Here is a 14,651-nt window from a genome sequence, read left to right as displayed (position 1 = left end):
TCATGAGCAGGTCACCGGCTTGTTTATCGACGTCGGCGCGGTCCGCAACGCCGACTGCCGCTTCAACGCGAGATCAATGCGCCGCGCCAGGCGTCATGCCGTTGTGGCGCAACAAGGCATCGATATTCGGCTCGCGGCCGCGGAACGCCTTGAACGATTCCATCGCGGGACGGCTGCCGCCCACCTCCAGAATCTCCTTGCGATAACGCAGGCCGGTTGCCTGATCGAGCACGCTGCCACTCGCGGCTTGTGCGGCTTCTTCGAACGCGGCATACGCATCGGCGGACAGCACTTCAGCCCACTTGTAGCTGTAGTAGCCCGCCGCATAACCGCCCGCGAAAATATGGCTGAACGTGTTCGGCCAACGCGAGAACGCCGCTTGCGGCACCACGTGGAAACGCTCGTTGATCTCGCTCGCGAGTTCGGTGGCGTTCTTCGTACCGGACGCATCGAAACCGGTGTGCAGCTGCATGTCGAACATCGAGAACACGATCTGGCGCAACGTGCCGAGACCGCTCTGGAAATTCTTCGCGGCGAGCATCTTGTCGAACAGATCACGCGGCAGCGGCTTGGCGGTATCGACGTGCGAGGTCATGTCGCTCAACACGTCCCACTCCCAGCAGAAGTTTTCCATGAACTGCGACGGCAATTCAACCGCGTCCCACTCGACGCCGTTGATGCCCGACACGCCCAGTTCATCGACACGCGTGAGCATGTGATGCAGTCCGTGGCCGAACTCGTGGAACAGTGTGATCACTTCATCATGCGTGAAGCAGGCAGGCTTGCCGCCGACCGGCGCCGAGAAGTTGCAGGTCAGATACGCCACCGGCGTTTGCACGCTGCCGTGCGTGTGCTTGTGACGGCCACGCGCATCGTCCATCCATGCGCCGCCGCGCTTGCCTTCGCGTGCATACAGATCGAGATAGAACTGGGCGACGAGGCCGCCGTCCTGATTCTCGACGCGGAAAAAGCGCACGTCCGGATGCCAGACGGCCGCTTCGTCGCGACGGATGCGCACGCCGAACAGCGTTTCGGTGACCTTGAACAGGCCCTTGAATACGATGTCTTCCGGGAAATATTGTTTGACTTCGTTCTCGGAAAACGAATAGCGCTTCTGGCGCAGACGTTCGGCGGCGAACGTCATGTCCCACGGCTGCAGGTCGGTCATGCCGAGTTCGGTCGCGGCAAATTCGCGCAGTTCTTTCCAGTCCTGTTCGGCGTGCGGACGCGCGCGCGTGGCGAGATCTTCGAGGAAGGCCATCACTTGCGCCGGCGACTCGGCCATCTTCGGCGCGAGCGAGACTTCGGCGAAGTTGTTGTAGCCGAGCATGTGCGCTTCTTCCGCGCGCAGTTTCAGTTGTTCGGCGAGTACCGCCGTGTTGTCCCATTCCGGCTTGCCGTAGCCATATTGCGGACCGAGTTCCGACGCGCGCGTCACATACGCGCGGTACATCGCTTCGCGCATCGCGCGATTTTCCGAGTATTGCATCACCGGGAAATATGACGGGAAGTGCAGCGTGAATTTGTAACCGGTCTTGCCTTCGCGTTCGGCCGCTTCCTGCGCGGCTTCGATCACGTCTTCGGGCAGGCCGGCCAGTTGTGCCTCATCGCCGGCTTCGACGATATAGGTGTACGCGTTCGTCGCATCGAGCACGTGATCCGAAAACGCTTTCGACAACCCCGCCTGGCGTTCCTGCAATGCGGCGAAATGCGGCTTCTGGTCTTCCGGCAATTCCGCACCCGACAGGCGGAAATCGCGCAACGCGTTGCCCAGGATCTTCTTGCGCTCGCCCGTGAGCGAGGCGAAATCGTCGCTGGCGTTCAGTGCCTTGTACTTCTCGTACAACGCGAGATTCTGGCCGACGCTCGACCAGAATTCGGTCACGCGCGGCAGATTTTCGCCGTACACGGCGCGCAGTTCCGGCGTATCGGCCACGGCATTCAGATGGCCGACCACGCTCCAGGCGCGCGACAGCGGTTCTGTGGCGCGCTCGACCGGCTCGACCACGTCGGACCACGAAGCCGGTGTAATCGGCTGGGCGGCGCGCTCGACAGCGGCGGCTGCATCGGCGAGCAGGATATCGAGGGCAGGGGTGACGTGTTCGGGGCGGATTTCGCCAAAGCGCGGCAGGTCGGAGAAATCGAGGAGCGGATTGTCGTGCTTCGAGGGGGTAGTGGACATATGGCTTCCTGTCTGACGCGGGTGAACGGGTAATCGGTGCATCGACGGGCGCGCGCGAGGACGCCCCGATGACACTCCATGAGGACATTATTGGGGCGGGGCGCGCCGATTCCAATCCGTCGGCAGACAAATTATCAGATGTCGCGCGACTGCGTGCGCGGGAGCGAATGCCGCGCGCGGTTCAGACAGTGTTCGGGCGGCGGGCAGGCGCCGCGGTGTTGCCCCTGACTCGCCGCTCCCGCTGTGCAGCTGCACGCTGTACGAAGCCGGACGGTGGGAGTTGCTGCCCTGCCGCATTCTGGCTTTTTTCCCGGCGTGCTCAGGAGGATGGCTGGCGTGACGTATGGCGATCAGGCATTGAAGCCGTGCCTGCCGGCGAAACCGCTTCGCCGGCACGAGTTCGCGTCTTTAAGCCTTTGCGGCGGCTTCGCGCTCGGCGGCTTCGATCGTGTTGACGAGCAGCATCGTGATGGTCATCGGACCGACACCGCCCGGCACCGGCGTGACGTAGCCGGCCACGTCCTTGACACCCGCGAAATCGACATCGCCGCACAGCTTGCCGGCTTCGTCGCGATTCATGCCGACGTCGATCACGGCTGCGCCGGGCTTCACCATGTCCGCCGTGAGAATGTTGCGCAGGCCGGTGGCGGCGACCACCACGTCGGCGTTACGGGTATGGGCGGCCAGGTCGCGCGTCTTGCTATGGCAGATCGTGACGGTTGCGCCGGCTTCGAGCAGCAGCAGCGCCATCGGCTTGCCGACGATGTTCGAGCGGCCGATCACCACCGCGTTCGCGCCTTGCAACGGAATCTCATAGGCCGCCAGCATTTTCATCACGCCGTACGGTGTGCACGGGCGGAACAGCGGCCGGCCGGTCATCAGTGCGCCCGCATTGGCGACGTGAAAACCGTCGACGTCCTTTTCCGGCGCGATCGCCTCGATCACCTTGTGGCTGTCGATATGCGGCGGCAGCGGCAGTTGCACCAGAATGCCGTGGATGCGCGGGTCGCGATTCAGTTCGTCGATGCGCGCCAGCAGATCGGCTTCCGGCAGATCGGCCGGATAGCGGTCGAACGACGAACCAAGGCCGTTGTCATTACACGCCTTGACCTTGTTGCGCACGTAGACTTCGCTGGCTGGATTGTCGCCGACCAGCACCACGGCGAGGCCCGGCTGATGGCCGCGAGTGGTAAGGGCGGCGGCACGCGTGGCGACTTCGGCGCGCAGGGTCTTGGATAGGGCGAGGCCGTCGATCAGTTTGGCAGTCATGGTCGGTCGAGATGGGCAGTTTGGAAAGCGGAGCAGGGCGCAGGCGCGTGTGTGTGGCACGTGCGATGGCGCTTTTCACCGGAAACGGGGCGGCACATGAAAAGCGCGCGGCGCGAATCAGGGATAAGCAGCGCTGCAAAGTCCGACATTATACCGGCCTGGCATGGCGCGCCATGTACGGATTCCGGGTGGTACGCCGCCGCGGCTGCCGAACGGCTTCGCCCCCTATTCTTGCCCCGGCTGCCAGCTATCGTCCGGGTCGAACGATTTAATGACCGCTGCGGCGCGTGCGGATTGCGGCCCCAGGTTCTTTTGATAGACCTGACCGTCCTGATTGACGATAAAGCTCATCACACCGGTCTTGCCGTATTCAGCCGGCGAGGCGATCAGACCGAACCCTTTGGTTAGCACGCCGTTCTCCACGTAGTTTTGCGCGCCGCTCTTCGCGTGCGGACCTTGCGCCGTCAGAATCCGGTAGTGATACCCGTGATAGGCCTCTTTCGGGAGGGTGCCGTTGGGCATGGTGGCGGCGAGCGGTCCGAGCGGGCTTTCCCCTTCGCCGGGCGCCGTCGCCCAATACAGGCCGTCATGCTGGCCCTGCGTACTGACGAAGCGCTGTGCGTAGTGGTGGGTCAGGTTGTGATAGTCGTTTTGCGCGTCGAGGTAGGCGAGCGAGGTCAGGATCGCCGCGTGTTCGTTGCGGCCGATGCGGCGTGTCAGCATCTCGTCCTGCGCCGCGGGCGGATCGAAGCGCCAGCCGTGCGCGGCCTGCACGAGCGGAATCGGCAAGGTCCAGCCACTGTCGCCGACCGCCAGATGCGCGGTTGCGCGACCTTTGCTCTTCACCGGGTCCTCGACGATCTGATGGCTTTTCGACCATGCGCCAAGGAACTGGTAGATGTCGTCCTCGCCGATTCCTTCGGAAGGAATGAAGCGGTGAAAATCGTTGCCGAGCACGTGTTTGAGCGCACTTTCGTCGTTGCGGGCCAAGGCATCGACGAACGCATTGGCGGCGTCATCGGCAGTGGGATAGACCGCTTGGGCGTGTGCGGAAGTTGCGCCGAGCAGCAGTACCGGCGCCACCAGCAGGGTGCCGGCCGTGCTGAGGGCGACGGCGAGTGTCAGAGCGTGAGCGCGCAAGGCGCCGCGTGGAAATAAGCGAATCATTCGAGACTCCTCTTGATCGTTCAACGGTTGCGGCCGAATTGGCGCTCACCGCCGCCGGCCAGTCTGCCGCCACCACCGCCACCGCCGAAGTTGTTGCCGCCGCCACCACCACCGCGCTGGACGCCGCCGCCGTTTGCACCGAGACCACCGCCCGTGCGCTGCTGGCCGCCGCCATTGGCGCCGAAGCTGCCATTGCCGGAGCGGTTCGCTGCCGCGTTGCGGCTTGCCTGGCCGCGCTGCGTGTCCTGCCGCGCGGCGTTGCCGTCGCCGGCGCCGCGTAACGCGTTATCGCGATTGGCGTTCTGCGCGCGGTTTTGCAGATCGGCGTTCTGCGTGCCGCCCTGGTGGATCCCCTGCACGCGCTGGCTCGCGCTGCCGCTCAGGTTCTGGCCGGTCCGGTTCTGCAAGGTCTGCTGCGCCTGGGCGCGAGCCCCGTCGTCACGGCCGCGATAGGCATCGCGCTGCGTACCGCCGAGGTTGTTGTTGACGTTGCGGTTGACGTTGGTGTTGTTGACGTTGCGATTGACGTTGGTGTTGCGGTTCCAGTTCGTCGTGCTGCTATTTACATTGATCCGGTTGTTCACATTGATGTTGTTGTACCGGTTCACGTTGATGTTGACGTCATGCGTGTTCCAGTTGAAGCCGCCCCACAGCGAATTGGCAACGGCGACACCGGCGCCGAACGCAAGGCCGGTAGCGAAACCGGCCGCGATTGCATAACCGGGCGGCGGCGGGACATATACGGGCGGGTACGCGGGATAGGGCCAGGCGCCGTAGACGACAGTCGGGTTATACGTCGGCACGTACACCACTTGTGGATTGGCCGGCACGATCTGAATCGTGCTTTGTTCGACCACGACCTTCTGCTGTGAACTCGTCTTCAGATTGCCGGTGGCTTGCGCCTGTTTGCGCAAGCGTTGCACGGAGTCCATCACGTCGTTTGGCTGGGCCAGGAAGGCGTTGCCGAGTTGCGAGACCCAGTCGGGTTTCGACGCCATTGTCGCGAGGACTTGCGGGAAGGCGACCAGTGACTGCACGCTCGGGTCCCACGGCTCGGACGCGACCGCCTTGACGGCGTCGTCGCCTTGCAGCTTCGAGTTCGCTTTCGACCACGCGGCGGCAGCCTGCACGTCTTGCGGGAAGGTAGCGGCCATCAGCACCTGCGCGAGCAGTGCGTCGGGATAGAGCGCGATGGGCGCGGTCAGCGAATCGAGTTGCTGGTTCGACACCTTCGCAGGGCTTTGCGCATACACCGCGCTCGGCATGGCCAGACCGGCGAAGAGTGGCGTGCCCGCAAGTGCGGCGCAAACAAGCAACACACGCGAACGGTGTGCTCCGGATCGTTTCACGATGAAATCCTCGCGGTAGTGTTAGACATGCGAAGTCGATGCGCAGCGCATGCTGCGTTGCTCCGGTGCAATGAAATGTGGAACGTAGTTAGGAGGGCGGTGGATGGTTCAGGTGTGGCCGAACCGATCGATATGACACATACGCCAGCGAAGCGGCTATGCCACTTCACCTGCTTTGCATCACCTGGCGATGCCGAGTACGACAACTGCAGTTCATCTGTCCTGTGCTCATCGGGCATCAGCGATTCCTGCTAAGGAGTTCTGCGTAAATTAAGGGGCGCAGACGGGCTTGTCAATCTTGTCAGAGGAAAGAAGTTATTGCCATGCGACGTGAGCGTATGCTGAGTAATGCGTAATGATTAACGGATGCGGATGCGGATGCGGATGCGGATGCGGGTGCGGGTGCGGGTGCGGATGCGGGTGCGGATGCGGGTGCGGGTGCGGATGCAGCTGCAGCTGCAGGTGCGGATGCGTCGAGCCATCCCGCGCGTAGTTGCTGCGAAGCAGAGGGATGAGAGGAGGGAGGAAGGGGGGAAGGAAGGGAGGAAGGAGCGGCGGACGGAACGGGCCGGACTTTTCGACAGTCCGGCCGTTGAAACTCAGTCGCGCCCAGTGCGATGGGACGCGCCCGTTGTGCGTCTTGTTATTGCGCCGGTTGCGGCTTGTTCGACAGCGCGAGGCGCAGCAGATCGGCGACCGTGTTGACGTTGAGCTTTTCCATGATGTTTGCGCGGTGTGCTTCGACCGTCTTGATGCTGATGCCGAGGTCGTCGGCGATCTGCTTATTCAGGCGGCCCGCGATGATGCGCTCGAGCACCTGGTGCTCACGCGCGGTGAGTTTGCCCAGGCGTTCGGCCGCGGCGCGTTGCTGTTGCACGCTGGTGCTTTCGCTGCGCGCCTTGTCGAGCATGCGCTCGACCAGCTTGCGCAGTTCGGCTTCGTCGAACGGTTTTTCGATGAAGTCCATCGCGCCTTTCTTCATCGTCGAGACGGCCATCGGCACGTCGCCGTGGCCGGTCACGAAGATGATCGGCAGCGACGCGTTGTCGGCGATCAGGCGTTCCTGCAACTCGAGACCGCTCATGCCGGACATCCGCACATCGAGAATCAGACATGCGATCTGGCCCGGGTGCGTATGCGGCTGCCATGCGTCGATGAACTGCTCGGCGCTGGAGAAGCATTGCACGCGGTAGCCGTTCGCCTCCAGCAGCCAGCGCAGCGAATCTCGCACGGCCTCGTCGTCGTCGACGACAAAGACTGTTTCCTGTGTGGTGACTGGGCTGTTCATAGCTCTCCCGTAACGGTTTGTGGTGTCGGCGCCTCTGACCCGCCGTTGCTCGGGCCGTCCGGCTCTCCAATAGGCAGACTGCAATGGAACGTGGCGCCTGTGACGTGGCCGTCAGATTCGACGTTGTTGACCACCCACAGACGGCCGCGGTGCGATTCGATAATCGAACGGCAAATGTTCAGCCCCATGCCCATACCATCGGACTTGGTGCTGTAAAACGGTTCAAAGAGACGCTCGGCTGTCGCTTCGTCGACGCCCGGCCCCTGGTCGACGACGCTGATGCAGACAAACCCGCTCTCCAGTCGCACGACGACGCGAATCACGGGGTCGACCGCATTCGGGCGCGCATCGTACATGGCTTCGACGCCGTTCTTCAGCAGGTTCACCAGCACCTGCTCGATCAGCACCGGATCGACGTAAATCACCGGCAGGCGCGAGCGCAGATCGGTCACGATGCGAATCTTGCGCTTGCGCGCTTCGAGTTCGGCGAGCCCCACGGCGTCGGCCACGATGTCGGCCACGCGCGTGGCCTGGCGTTTCGGCTCGCTGCGTTTCACGAACTCGCGAATGCGCTTGATGATCATGCCGGCCCGCACCGCCTGTTGGGCGGTTTTCTCGAGCACGGGCAGGAGATTGTCAGGCGTCGTCCGACCGGACTTAACCAGCGCCACGGTTCCCGAGCAATAGTTATTGATCGCGGCGAGCGGCTGGTTCAGCTCGTGCGCGAGCGACGAGGCCATTTCGCCCATCGTCATCAGGCGGCTGGTGAACTGCAGCTTCTCGTCCTGCTGGCGCGAGAGCTCCTGAGCCTGCTTGCGGGTGGTGATATCGGTTGCGATCTGCATCTGCGCGAGGTGGCCGTCCACCCACTGGATGTACTGGCGGCGCACTTCGAACCATTTCTGGATGTTCTGCACGTAGACTTCCTGCGCATCGGCCGTGCTTTGGGTTAGCGCGGCGGCGGGCAGGCCCGCGTAGGTATCCACCATATCGATCGAATCGGACGATGCCTGTGCGCTGTCGAACCCGCCGCCCGCCAATTCCAGATGGCCGTCCGGGCGAATGCCGAACAGGTGGCGGTAGTAGCGGTTGGCGAACAGCAGTTCGGCTTCATCGGCGGCCAGCACGGAGACGGCGGCGTCGAGACTTTCCAGCACGGTCGTGAAGCGCTCGTGCGCGGCGGCGAGTTCTTCGCGTGCGCGCTTCGGTTCGGTGATGTCGGTCATCGACGACATCCAGCCGGTCTGGCGGCCCGAGCTGTCGATCAGCGGCGATACATAGAGGCGAGCATGGAACAGCGAACCGTCCTTGCGGCGCACCCGCAACTCGAAGCCCGAAGAAGGCGCCTTGCCGCGCAGCGTCATGTCGAGCTGGCGTTGCATCTCAGGGTAGGCGTCGCGCGGCCAGTAAGCGAACGGCGCATTCTTGCCGACCAGATCGCTTTCATCCCAACCGGTCATGCGGCAGAAGGCCGGATTGACGTGAGTGATGCGGCCGTGCATGTCGAGCACACGCATGCCGATCAGCACCGAGTTTTCCATCGCGCGGCGGAAGAAGGCTTCGGCGTAGAGCGCCTGCTGCGCCTCGAAGCGTTGCCGCGTGTGCTTCCACAAACTCCACAGGCTCCACAGCACGAAGCACGACAGCCCGGCCACCAGCCAGACCAGCGTGTTGTTGGTGAAGTTGGTCATCTGCGGGAACGCGTAGACGCGCACCGAGACGCCCTGGCCAGGCGGATCGAGCGGCAGATCGTAGAACATGTCGCGCGGCAGGCGCGGACGGGTCGACGTGGTGGTCAACTCGCGGTTGTTCACGTCGATGATCGAGATTTTGTATTTGGCCGACAACTCGGGCGGAATGTCGTGCTTCAGGATCCCTTCGACCGAGAACACGGCGGCAATCGTGCCGAGGAAGTCGCGGTCGCGGTAGACCGGTGTCTGCAGCGTGATGTAGCCATTGCCGAGGTCGTCGTAGATCAGCGGCGAGTACACCTGGCGGCGCGTATTGCGCGCCTCGTTGAAGGCGGCTTTGACGGCTTCGTCCATCTGCGCGTCGTTCGGCTTGGCGAGGCGCTGGCCGAACACGGGGAGTGCGGTATTGGGCCAGCGCGGCTGCTGCTGGCTCGTGTACCAGTTCATGTAGAGGATCTCGGGATGCCCCTGCATGATGTCCGTGGTGGACACCTGGAATGAATGCGGATCGGCGTGGCCGGCGACAAGGTCGCGGGCGAGGGCCTGAATCTGTTCCTGAGCGCCGGTCATGGACAGGCGGATCTGCTGCTGCGCCCACGCGACATTGCGGTAGAGCGTGTCTTCCTGCTGCTGCTGTTCGCGCCGGTTCAGGCTCCACAGAATCAGGCTCATGACGACCAGGAACACCAGGATCGACAGCAGCGGCGTGAGCAAATAGGAGTTCGACCACCACGGTCCGTGGTGCCAGCGGGAGGACGGCGTCGAATCCGCCGGCGAACCGGCGGTGCGCGCCGAGCGAGCGAAAAGCCGTTCGGTCAACATGCGTGGCATTGTAGCGCAGCGGGTCACTAGCAAATGGCGCAAAAAAGCGCTGAAAGAACCGTTATTCGGCGCAAACTAGCCGACGTATCCGTCGATCGGCAGTCAAATCAGGTTGCGCCGCAACAATTTTTCGCATTATGAGAATCGATCTCGTAATTTGAAAATTTTGTTGCGCGGACGTCGGGACCCCTTTTACAATCGGCCGAAGCTGCCGCGGTCGTGCTTCGTCCGCGTCGTCTGTTCAAAGAGCGTTCCTCTACATCCAGGAGACGAGCATGTCCGCTGTACCCGACGAAGTCATGAAATATGTCGCCGCCGAAAAAGACGAAGATCCCCAGGAAACCGGCGAATGGCTGGAAGCGCTGGATGGCGTGATTTCTGCTGTGGGCCCCGATCGCGCTCACTACCTGATTGAGAAACAGATCGAATTCGCCCGTGTACACGGCGAGCATCTGCCGTTCTCCGCAAACACCCCGTACATCAACACGATTCCTGTGTCGCGTCAGGCGCCGATCCCCGGCGACCAGGACCTCGAACACCGGATTCGCTCGTACACGCGCTGGAACGCCATCGCCATGGTGCTGCGCGCGGGCAAGGACACGAACGTCGGCGGCCACATCGCCTCGTTCGCGTCGGCCGCCACGCTGTACGACGTCGGCTACAACCATTTCTGGCACGCACCGTCGGCCGAACATGGCGGTGACCTCGTGTTCGTGCAGGGCCACTCGTCGCCGGGTGTGTACTCGCGCGCGTTCCTGCTCGGCCGCCTGAGCGAAAACCAGCTCGACAACTTCCGTCAGGAAGTGGGCGGCGAGGGCATCTCGTCGTATCCGCACCCGTGGCTGATGCCGGACTTCTGGCAATTCCCGACCGTCTCGATGGGCCTCGGCCCGATCATGGCGATCTATCAGGCACGCTTCATGAAGTACATGCAGGCGCGCGGCATTGCGAAGACCGAAGGCCGCAAGGTCTGGGCTTTCCTCGGCGACGGCGAAACGGATGAACCGGAATCGCTCGGCGCAATCGGCATGGCCGGCCGCGAACGCCTCGACAACCTGGTGTTCGTGATCAACTGCAACCTGCAGCGCCTCGACGGTCCGGTGCGCGGTAACGGCAAGATCATTCAGGAACTCGAAAGCGAATTCCGCGGCGCCGGCTGGAATGTCATCAAGGTCATCTGGGGCAGCCGCTGGGATGCGCTGTTCCAACGCGACAAGTCGGGCGCGCTGATGCGCCGGATGATGGAAGTCGTCGACGGCGAATATCAGACGTACAAGTCAGAGTCGGGCGCGTTCGTTCGCGAGCACTTCTTCAATACGCCGGAACTGAAGGCGCTGGTGGCCGACTGGTCCGACGAAGACGTGTGGAACCTGAACCGCGGCGGCCACGATCCGCACAAGATCTACGCAGCGTTCACCGAAGCGACAAACGCCAAGGGCCAGCCGACCGTCATTCTCGCGAAGACGATCAAGGGCTACGGCATGGGCGAAGCCGGTCAGGCGATGAACATCACCCACCAGCAGAAGAAGCTGCACGTGGACCAGCTGAAGAAATTCCGCGACCAGTTCCGCCTGCCGATCTCCGACGACGACCTCGTCCACGTACCGTACCTCAAGTTCGAAGAAGGTTCGAAGGAACTCGAGTACATGCGTGCCCGCCGTCAGGACCTCGGTGGTTATCTGCCGGCGCGCCGTCAGAAGGCCGAGTCGCTGCCGGTGCCGGCGCTGGACGCGTTCGAGCCGTTGCTGAAGGGCACGGGCGAAGGCCGCGAGATCTCCACGACGATGGCGTTCGTGCGGATCCTCAACATCCTGCTGAAAGACAAGGCGCTCGGTAAGCGCATCGTGCCGATCGTGCCGGACGAATCGCGTACCTTCGGCATGGAAGGCCTGTTCCGCCAGATCGGTATCTGGAATCAGGAAGGCCAGAAGTACATTCCGGAAGATTCCGACCAGCTGATGTTCTATCGCGAATCGGAAACCGGTCAGATCCTGCAGGAAGGCATCAACGAAGCCGGTGGTATGTGTGACTGGATCGCAGCCGCGACGTCGTACTCGACGCACGGCGAGATCATGATCCCGTTCTACATCTTCTACTCGATGTTCGGCTTCCAGCGTATCGGCGATCTGGCATGGGCGGCGGGCGATATGCGCTCGCGCGGCTTCCTGCTGGGCGGCACCGCTGGCCGCACCACGCTGAACGGCGAAGGTTTGCAGCACGAAGACGGCCACTCGCTCCTGTGGGCCGCATCGGTGCCGAACTGCATCAGCTACGACCCGACGTTCGGCTATGAACTCGCGGTCATCATGCAGGACGGTCTGCGCCGCATGGTCGCCGACCAGGAAGACGTGTACTACTACATCACGGTGATGAACGAGAACTACGAGCACCCCGCGATTCCGCAGGGCGATGCCGTAGCGGCCGACATCATCAAGGGTATGTACTCGTTCAGGAAGGCCGATGCTGACAAGAAGGCGCCGCGCGTTCAGCTGATGGGCGCGGGCACCATCTTCAATGAAGTGATCGCCGCTGCCGATCTTCTGAAGAACGACTGGGGCGTTGCTGCCGACCTGTGGAGCGTGCCGAGCTTCACCGAACTGGCTCGCGAAGGTCACGAAGTGCAGCGCTGGAACCTGCTGCACCCGACCGAAGAGAAGAAGCTCTCGCACGTCGAGAAGTTGCTGAAGGACGCGCAAGGTCCGGTCATCGCATCGACCGACTACGTGCGCGCGCTGACCGAGCAGATCCGCGCGTTCGTGCCGCAGAAGTTCGTCGTGCTGGGCACGGATGGCTACGGCCGTTCGGACACGCGCGAAAAGCTGCGTCACTTCTTCGAGGTCGACCGCTACTGGGTCACGGTTGCCGCGTTGAATGCACTGGCAGATGAAGGCACGATCGAGCGCAAGGTCGTCGCCGAGGCGCTCAAGAAGTACAACCTTGATCCCGCCAAACCCAACCCGATGACCGTCTAAGGCATCATTCCCCGTGTGCCACGGCGTGCGCGCCTGCCCCTGATCGACAGGAGCAGGCGGCGTGCGCGGCCCAGGAGACACTAACAATGAGTCAAGCGATCGAAATCAAGGTGCCGGACATCGGCGATTACAAGGACATCCCTGTGATCGAGGTGCTGGTGAAGGCGGGTGATACCGTCGAGAAAGAGCAATCGCTCGTCACGCTGGAATCCGACAAGGCGACCATGGACGTGCCGAGCTCGGCCGCCGGTGTCGTCAAGGAAGTGAAGGTGAAGGTGGGCGACAACGTGTCGGAAGGCTCGCTGATCGTCGTGCTGGACGGCGCTGCAGGCGGTGCCGCTGCATCGCCCGCTCCGGCGCCTGCCGCCGCACCGGCTCCTGCGCCGGCCCCGGCCCCGGCCGCTGCGCCGGCTGCAAGCGGTGGTGGTCTGCAAGAAGTCAAAGTGCCGGATATCGGCGACTACAAAGACATTCCCGTGATCGAAGTCGCGGTGAAGGTCGGCGATCGCGTCGAGAAAGAGCAGTCGCTGGTGACGCTCGAATCCGACAAGGCGACGATGGACGTGCCGAGCTCGGCCGCCGGCATCGTCAAGGAATTGAAGGTCAAGGTGGGCGATACCGTGTCGGAAGGCTCGGTGATCGTCGTGGTGGAAACTGAAGGCGGTGCTGCTGCGCAGGCTCCGGCGCCTGCGGCAAAACCGGCAGCGCTCGAGAAGCCGTCGGACGCGCCGGCAACGCCATCGCCCGCTCCGGCTTCGCCGTCCGCGCTTGCACAGGCGCCGGTGATTCCGGCTGGCGAAGGCGGTGCTCGCCATGCGAGCCACGCTTCACCGTCCGTGCGCAAGTTCGCGCGCGAACTCGGTGTCGATGTGGCGCAAGTGCAGGGCACGGGTCCGAAGGGCCGTATTACGCAAGCGGACGTGACCGGCTTCATCAAGGGTGTGATGACGGGCCAGCGTGCTGCGCCGGCCGGCGCTGCCGCACCGGCAGCTGCGGGTGGCGGCGAGTTGAATCTGCTGCCGTGGCCGAAGGTCGACTTCACCAAGTTCGGCCCGGTCGATCCGAAGCCGCTGTCGCGCATCAAGAAGATATCGGGCGCGAATCTGCATCGCAACTGGGTCATGATTCCGCACGTCACGAACAACGACGAAGCGGACATCACCGATCTCGAAGCGCTGCGCGTGCAGTTGAACAAGGAAAACGAAAAGGCCGGCGTGAAGATCACGATGCTGGCGTTCGTGATCAAGGCGGTGGTTGCCGCTTTGAAGCAGTTCCCGACGTTCAATGCCAGCCTCGATGGCGATAACCTCGTGTTCAAGCAGTACTACCACATTGGTTTTGCTGCCGATACGCCGAATGGTCTGGTTGTTCCGGTGATTCGCGATGCGGACAAGAAGGGTTTGATCGATATCGCGAAGGAAATGGCCGAGCTTTCGAAGGCTGCGCGTGATGGCAAGCTGAAGCCGGATCAGATGCAAGGTGGTTGCTTCTCGATTTCTTCCCTGGGCGGGATTGGCGGGACTCACTTTACGCCGATTATCAATGCGCCTGAAGTCGCAATTCTCGGGTTGTCGCGTGGCGCGATGAAGCCGGTTTGGGATGGTAAGCAATTCGTTCCGCGTTTGATTCTGCCGCTGTCGTTGTCGTATGACCATCGGGTGATTGATGGTGCCGCGGCGGCGCGGTTCAATGCGTATCTGGGTGCGATTCTTGCCGATTTTCGGCGTGTGATTCTTTGATCTGGTGATGGCGTTGCGCGGGGCGCGGGTTTTGTTTGTTTTTTGTCTGTTATCCGCGCCCTTCTGTAGAACCTGCTTTCTTAGTGGTCTATTAGCGTCGCCCCTGTGCGGGGCGGCACCTACTTTTCTTTGTCTTCCAAAGAAAAGTAGGCAAAAGAAAGGCGCGTCCTTG

General features: G+C 62.6%; 8 protein-coding genes. 2 read left to right on the top strand and 6 right to left on the bottom strand.

The window, feature by feature from the left end:
* Positions 1-73 precede the first annotated feature (73 nt).
* The 6 genes from AYM40_RS13465 to fixL all read right to left on the bottom strand — a co-directional run bounded on the left by AYM40_RS13465 (position 74) and on the right by fixL (position 9,768).
* Positions 74-2,182 (bottom strand): M3 family metallopeptidase, encoded by a 2,109-nt coding sequence (locus AYM40_RS13465; protein WP_063496650.1) that lies wholly within the window; start codon positions 2,180-2,182, stop codon positions 74-76.
* 408 nt (positions 2,183-2,590) lie between these two features.
* On the bottom strand, positions 2,591-3,451 hold the full coding sequence (folD, locus tag AYM40_RS13460; protein WP_063496649.1) for a bifunctional methylenetetrahydrofolate dehydrogenase/methenyltetrahydrofolate cyclohydrolase FolD: 861 nt from the start codon (positions 3,449-3,451) through the stop codon (positions 2,591-2,593).
* Positions 3,452-3,676: 225 nt separating this feature from the next.
* Positions 3,677-4,618 carry a DUF2950 domain-containing protein gene (locus AYM40_RS13455; protein ID WP_063496648.1) on the bottom strand — a complete coding sequence of 314 codons (942 nt, stop codon included), beginning with the start codon at positions 4,616-4,618 and terminating at the stop codon, positions 3,677-3,679.
* Between the two features lie 20 nt (positions 4,619-4,638).
* On the bottom strand, positions 4,639-5,967 hold the full coding sequence (locus tag AYM40_RS13450; protein WP_063496647.1) for a DUF3300 domain-containing protein: 1,329 nt from the start codon (positions 5,965-5,967) through the stop codon (positions 4,639-4,641).
* A 643-nt stretch (positions 5,968-6,610) separates the two neighbouring features.
* Positions 6,611-7,255 (bottom strand): oxygen response regulator transcription factor FixJ, encoded by a 645-nt coding sequence (gene fixJ, locus AYM40_RS13445; RefSeq protein WP_011488992.1) that lies wholly within the window; start codon positions 7,253-7,255, stop codon positions 6,611-6,613.
* A complete protein-coding gene (gene fixL / locus AYM40_RS13440; protein WP_063496646.1) occupies positions 7,252-9,768 on the bottom strand; it encodes an oxygen sensor histidine kinase FixL in 2,517 nt (838 codons plus the stop codon). The genes fixJ and fixL overlap by 4 nt, the downstream gene beginning before the upstream one ends.
* A gap of 275 nt (positions 9,769-10,043) precedes the next feature.
* Here fixL and aceE point away from each other — a divergent pair, with 275 nt between their 5' ends.
* A complete protein-coding gene (gene aceE / locus AYM40_RS13435) occupies positions 10,044-12,740 on the top strand; it encodes a pyruvate dehydrogenase (acetyl-transferring), homodimeric type (protein WP_063496645.1) in 2,697 nt (898 codons plus the stop codon).
* An 86-nt stretch (positions 12,741-12,826) separates the two neighbouring features.
* Complete coding sequence (gene aceF, locus AYM40_RS13430) at positions 12,827-14,479, top strand: dihydrolipoyllysine-residue acetyltransferase (protein WP_063496644.1); 1,653 nt, start codon at positions 12,827-12,829, stop codon at positions 14,477-14,479.
* Positions 14,480-14,651 lie beyond the last annotated feature (172 nt).

Origin of the sequence: Paraburkholderia phytofirmans OLGA172 (genome assembly GCF_001634365.1) — a bacterium.
In the GTDB taxonomy this organism is placed as follows: domain Bacteria; phylum Pseudomonadota; class Gammaproteobacteria; order Burkholderiales; family Burkholderiaceae; genus Paraburkholderia.
The sequence above is the reverse complement of the archived record's forward strand: the minus strand, read 5'-3'. Positions and strand labels throughout refer to the sequence as shown.

Coding starts and splice junctions, on each gene's coding strand:
- folD (WP_063496649.1), bottom strand. CDS start 3,451: ATGACTGCCAAACTGATCGACGGCCTCGCCCTATCCAAGACCCTGCGC.
- aceF (WP_063496644.1), top strand. CDS start 12,827: ATGAGTCAAGCGATCGAAATCAAGGTGCCGGACATCGGCGATTACAAG.
- aceE (WP_063496645.1), top strand. CDS start 10,044: ATGTCCGCTGTACCCGACGAAGTCATGAAATATGTCGCCGCCGAAAAA.
- fixJ (WP_011488992.1), bottom strand. CDS start 7,255: ATGAACAGCCCAGTCACCACACAGGAAACAGTCTTTGTCGTCGACGAC.
- fixL (WP_063496646.1), bottom strand. CDS start 9,768: ATGTTGACCGAACGGCTTTTCGCTCGCTCGGCGCGCACCGCCGGTTCG.
- AYM40_RS13455 (WP_063496648.1), bottom strand. CDS start 4,618: ATGATTCGCTTATTTCCACGCGGCGCCTTGCGCGCTCACGCTCTGACA.
- AYM40_RS13465 (WP_063496650.1), bottom strand. CDS start 2,182: ATGTCCACTACCCCCTCGAAGCACGACAATCCGCTCCTCGATTTCTCC.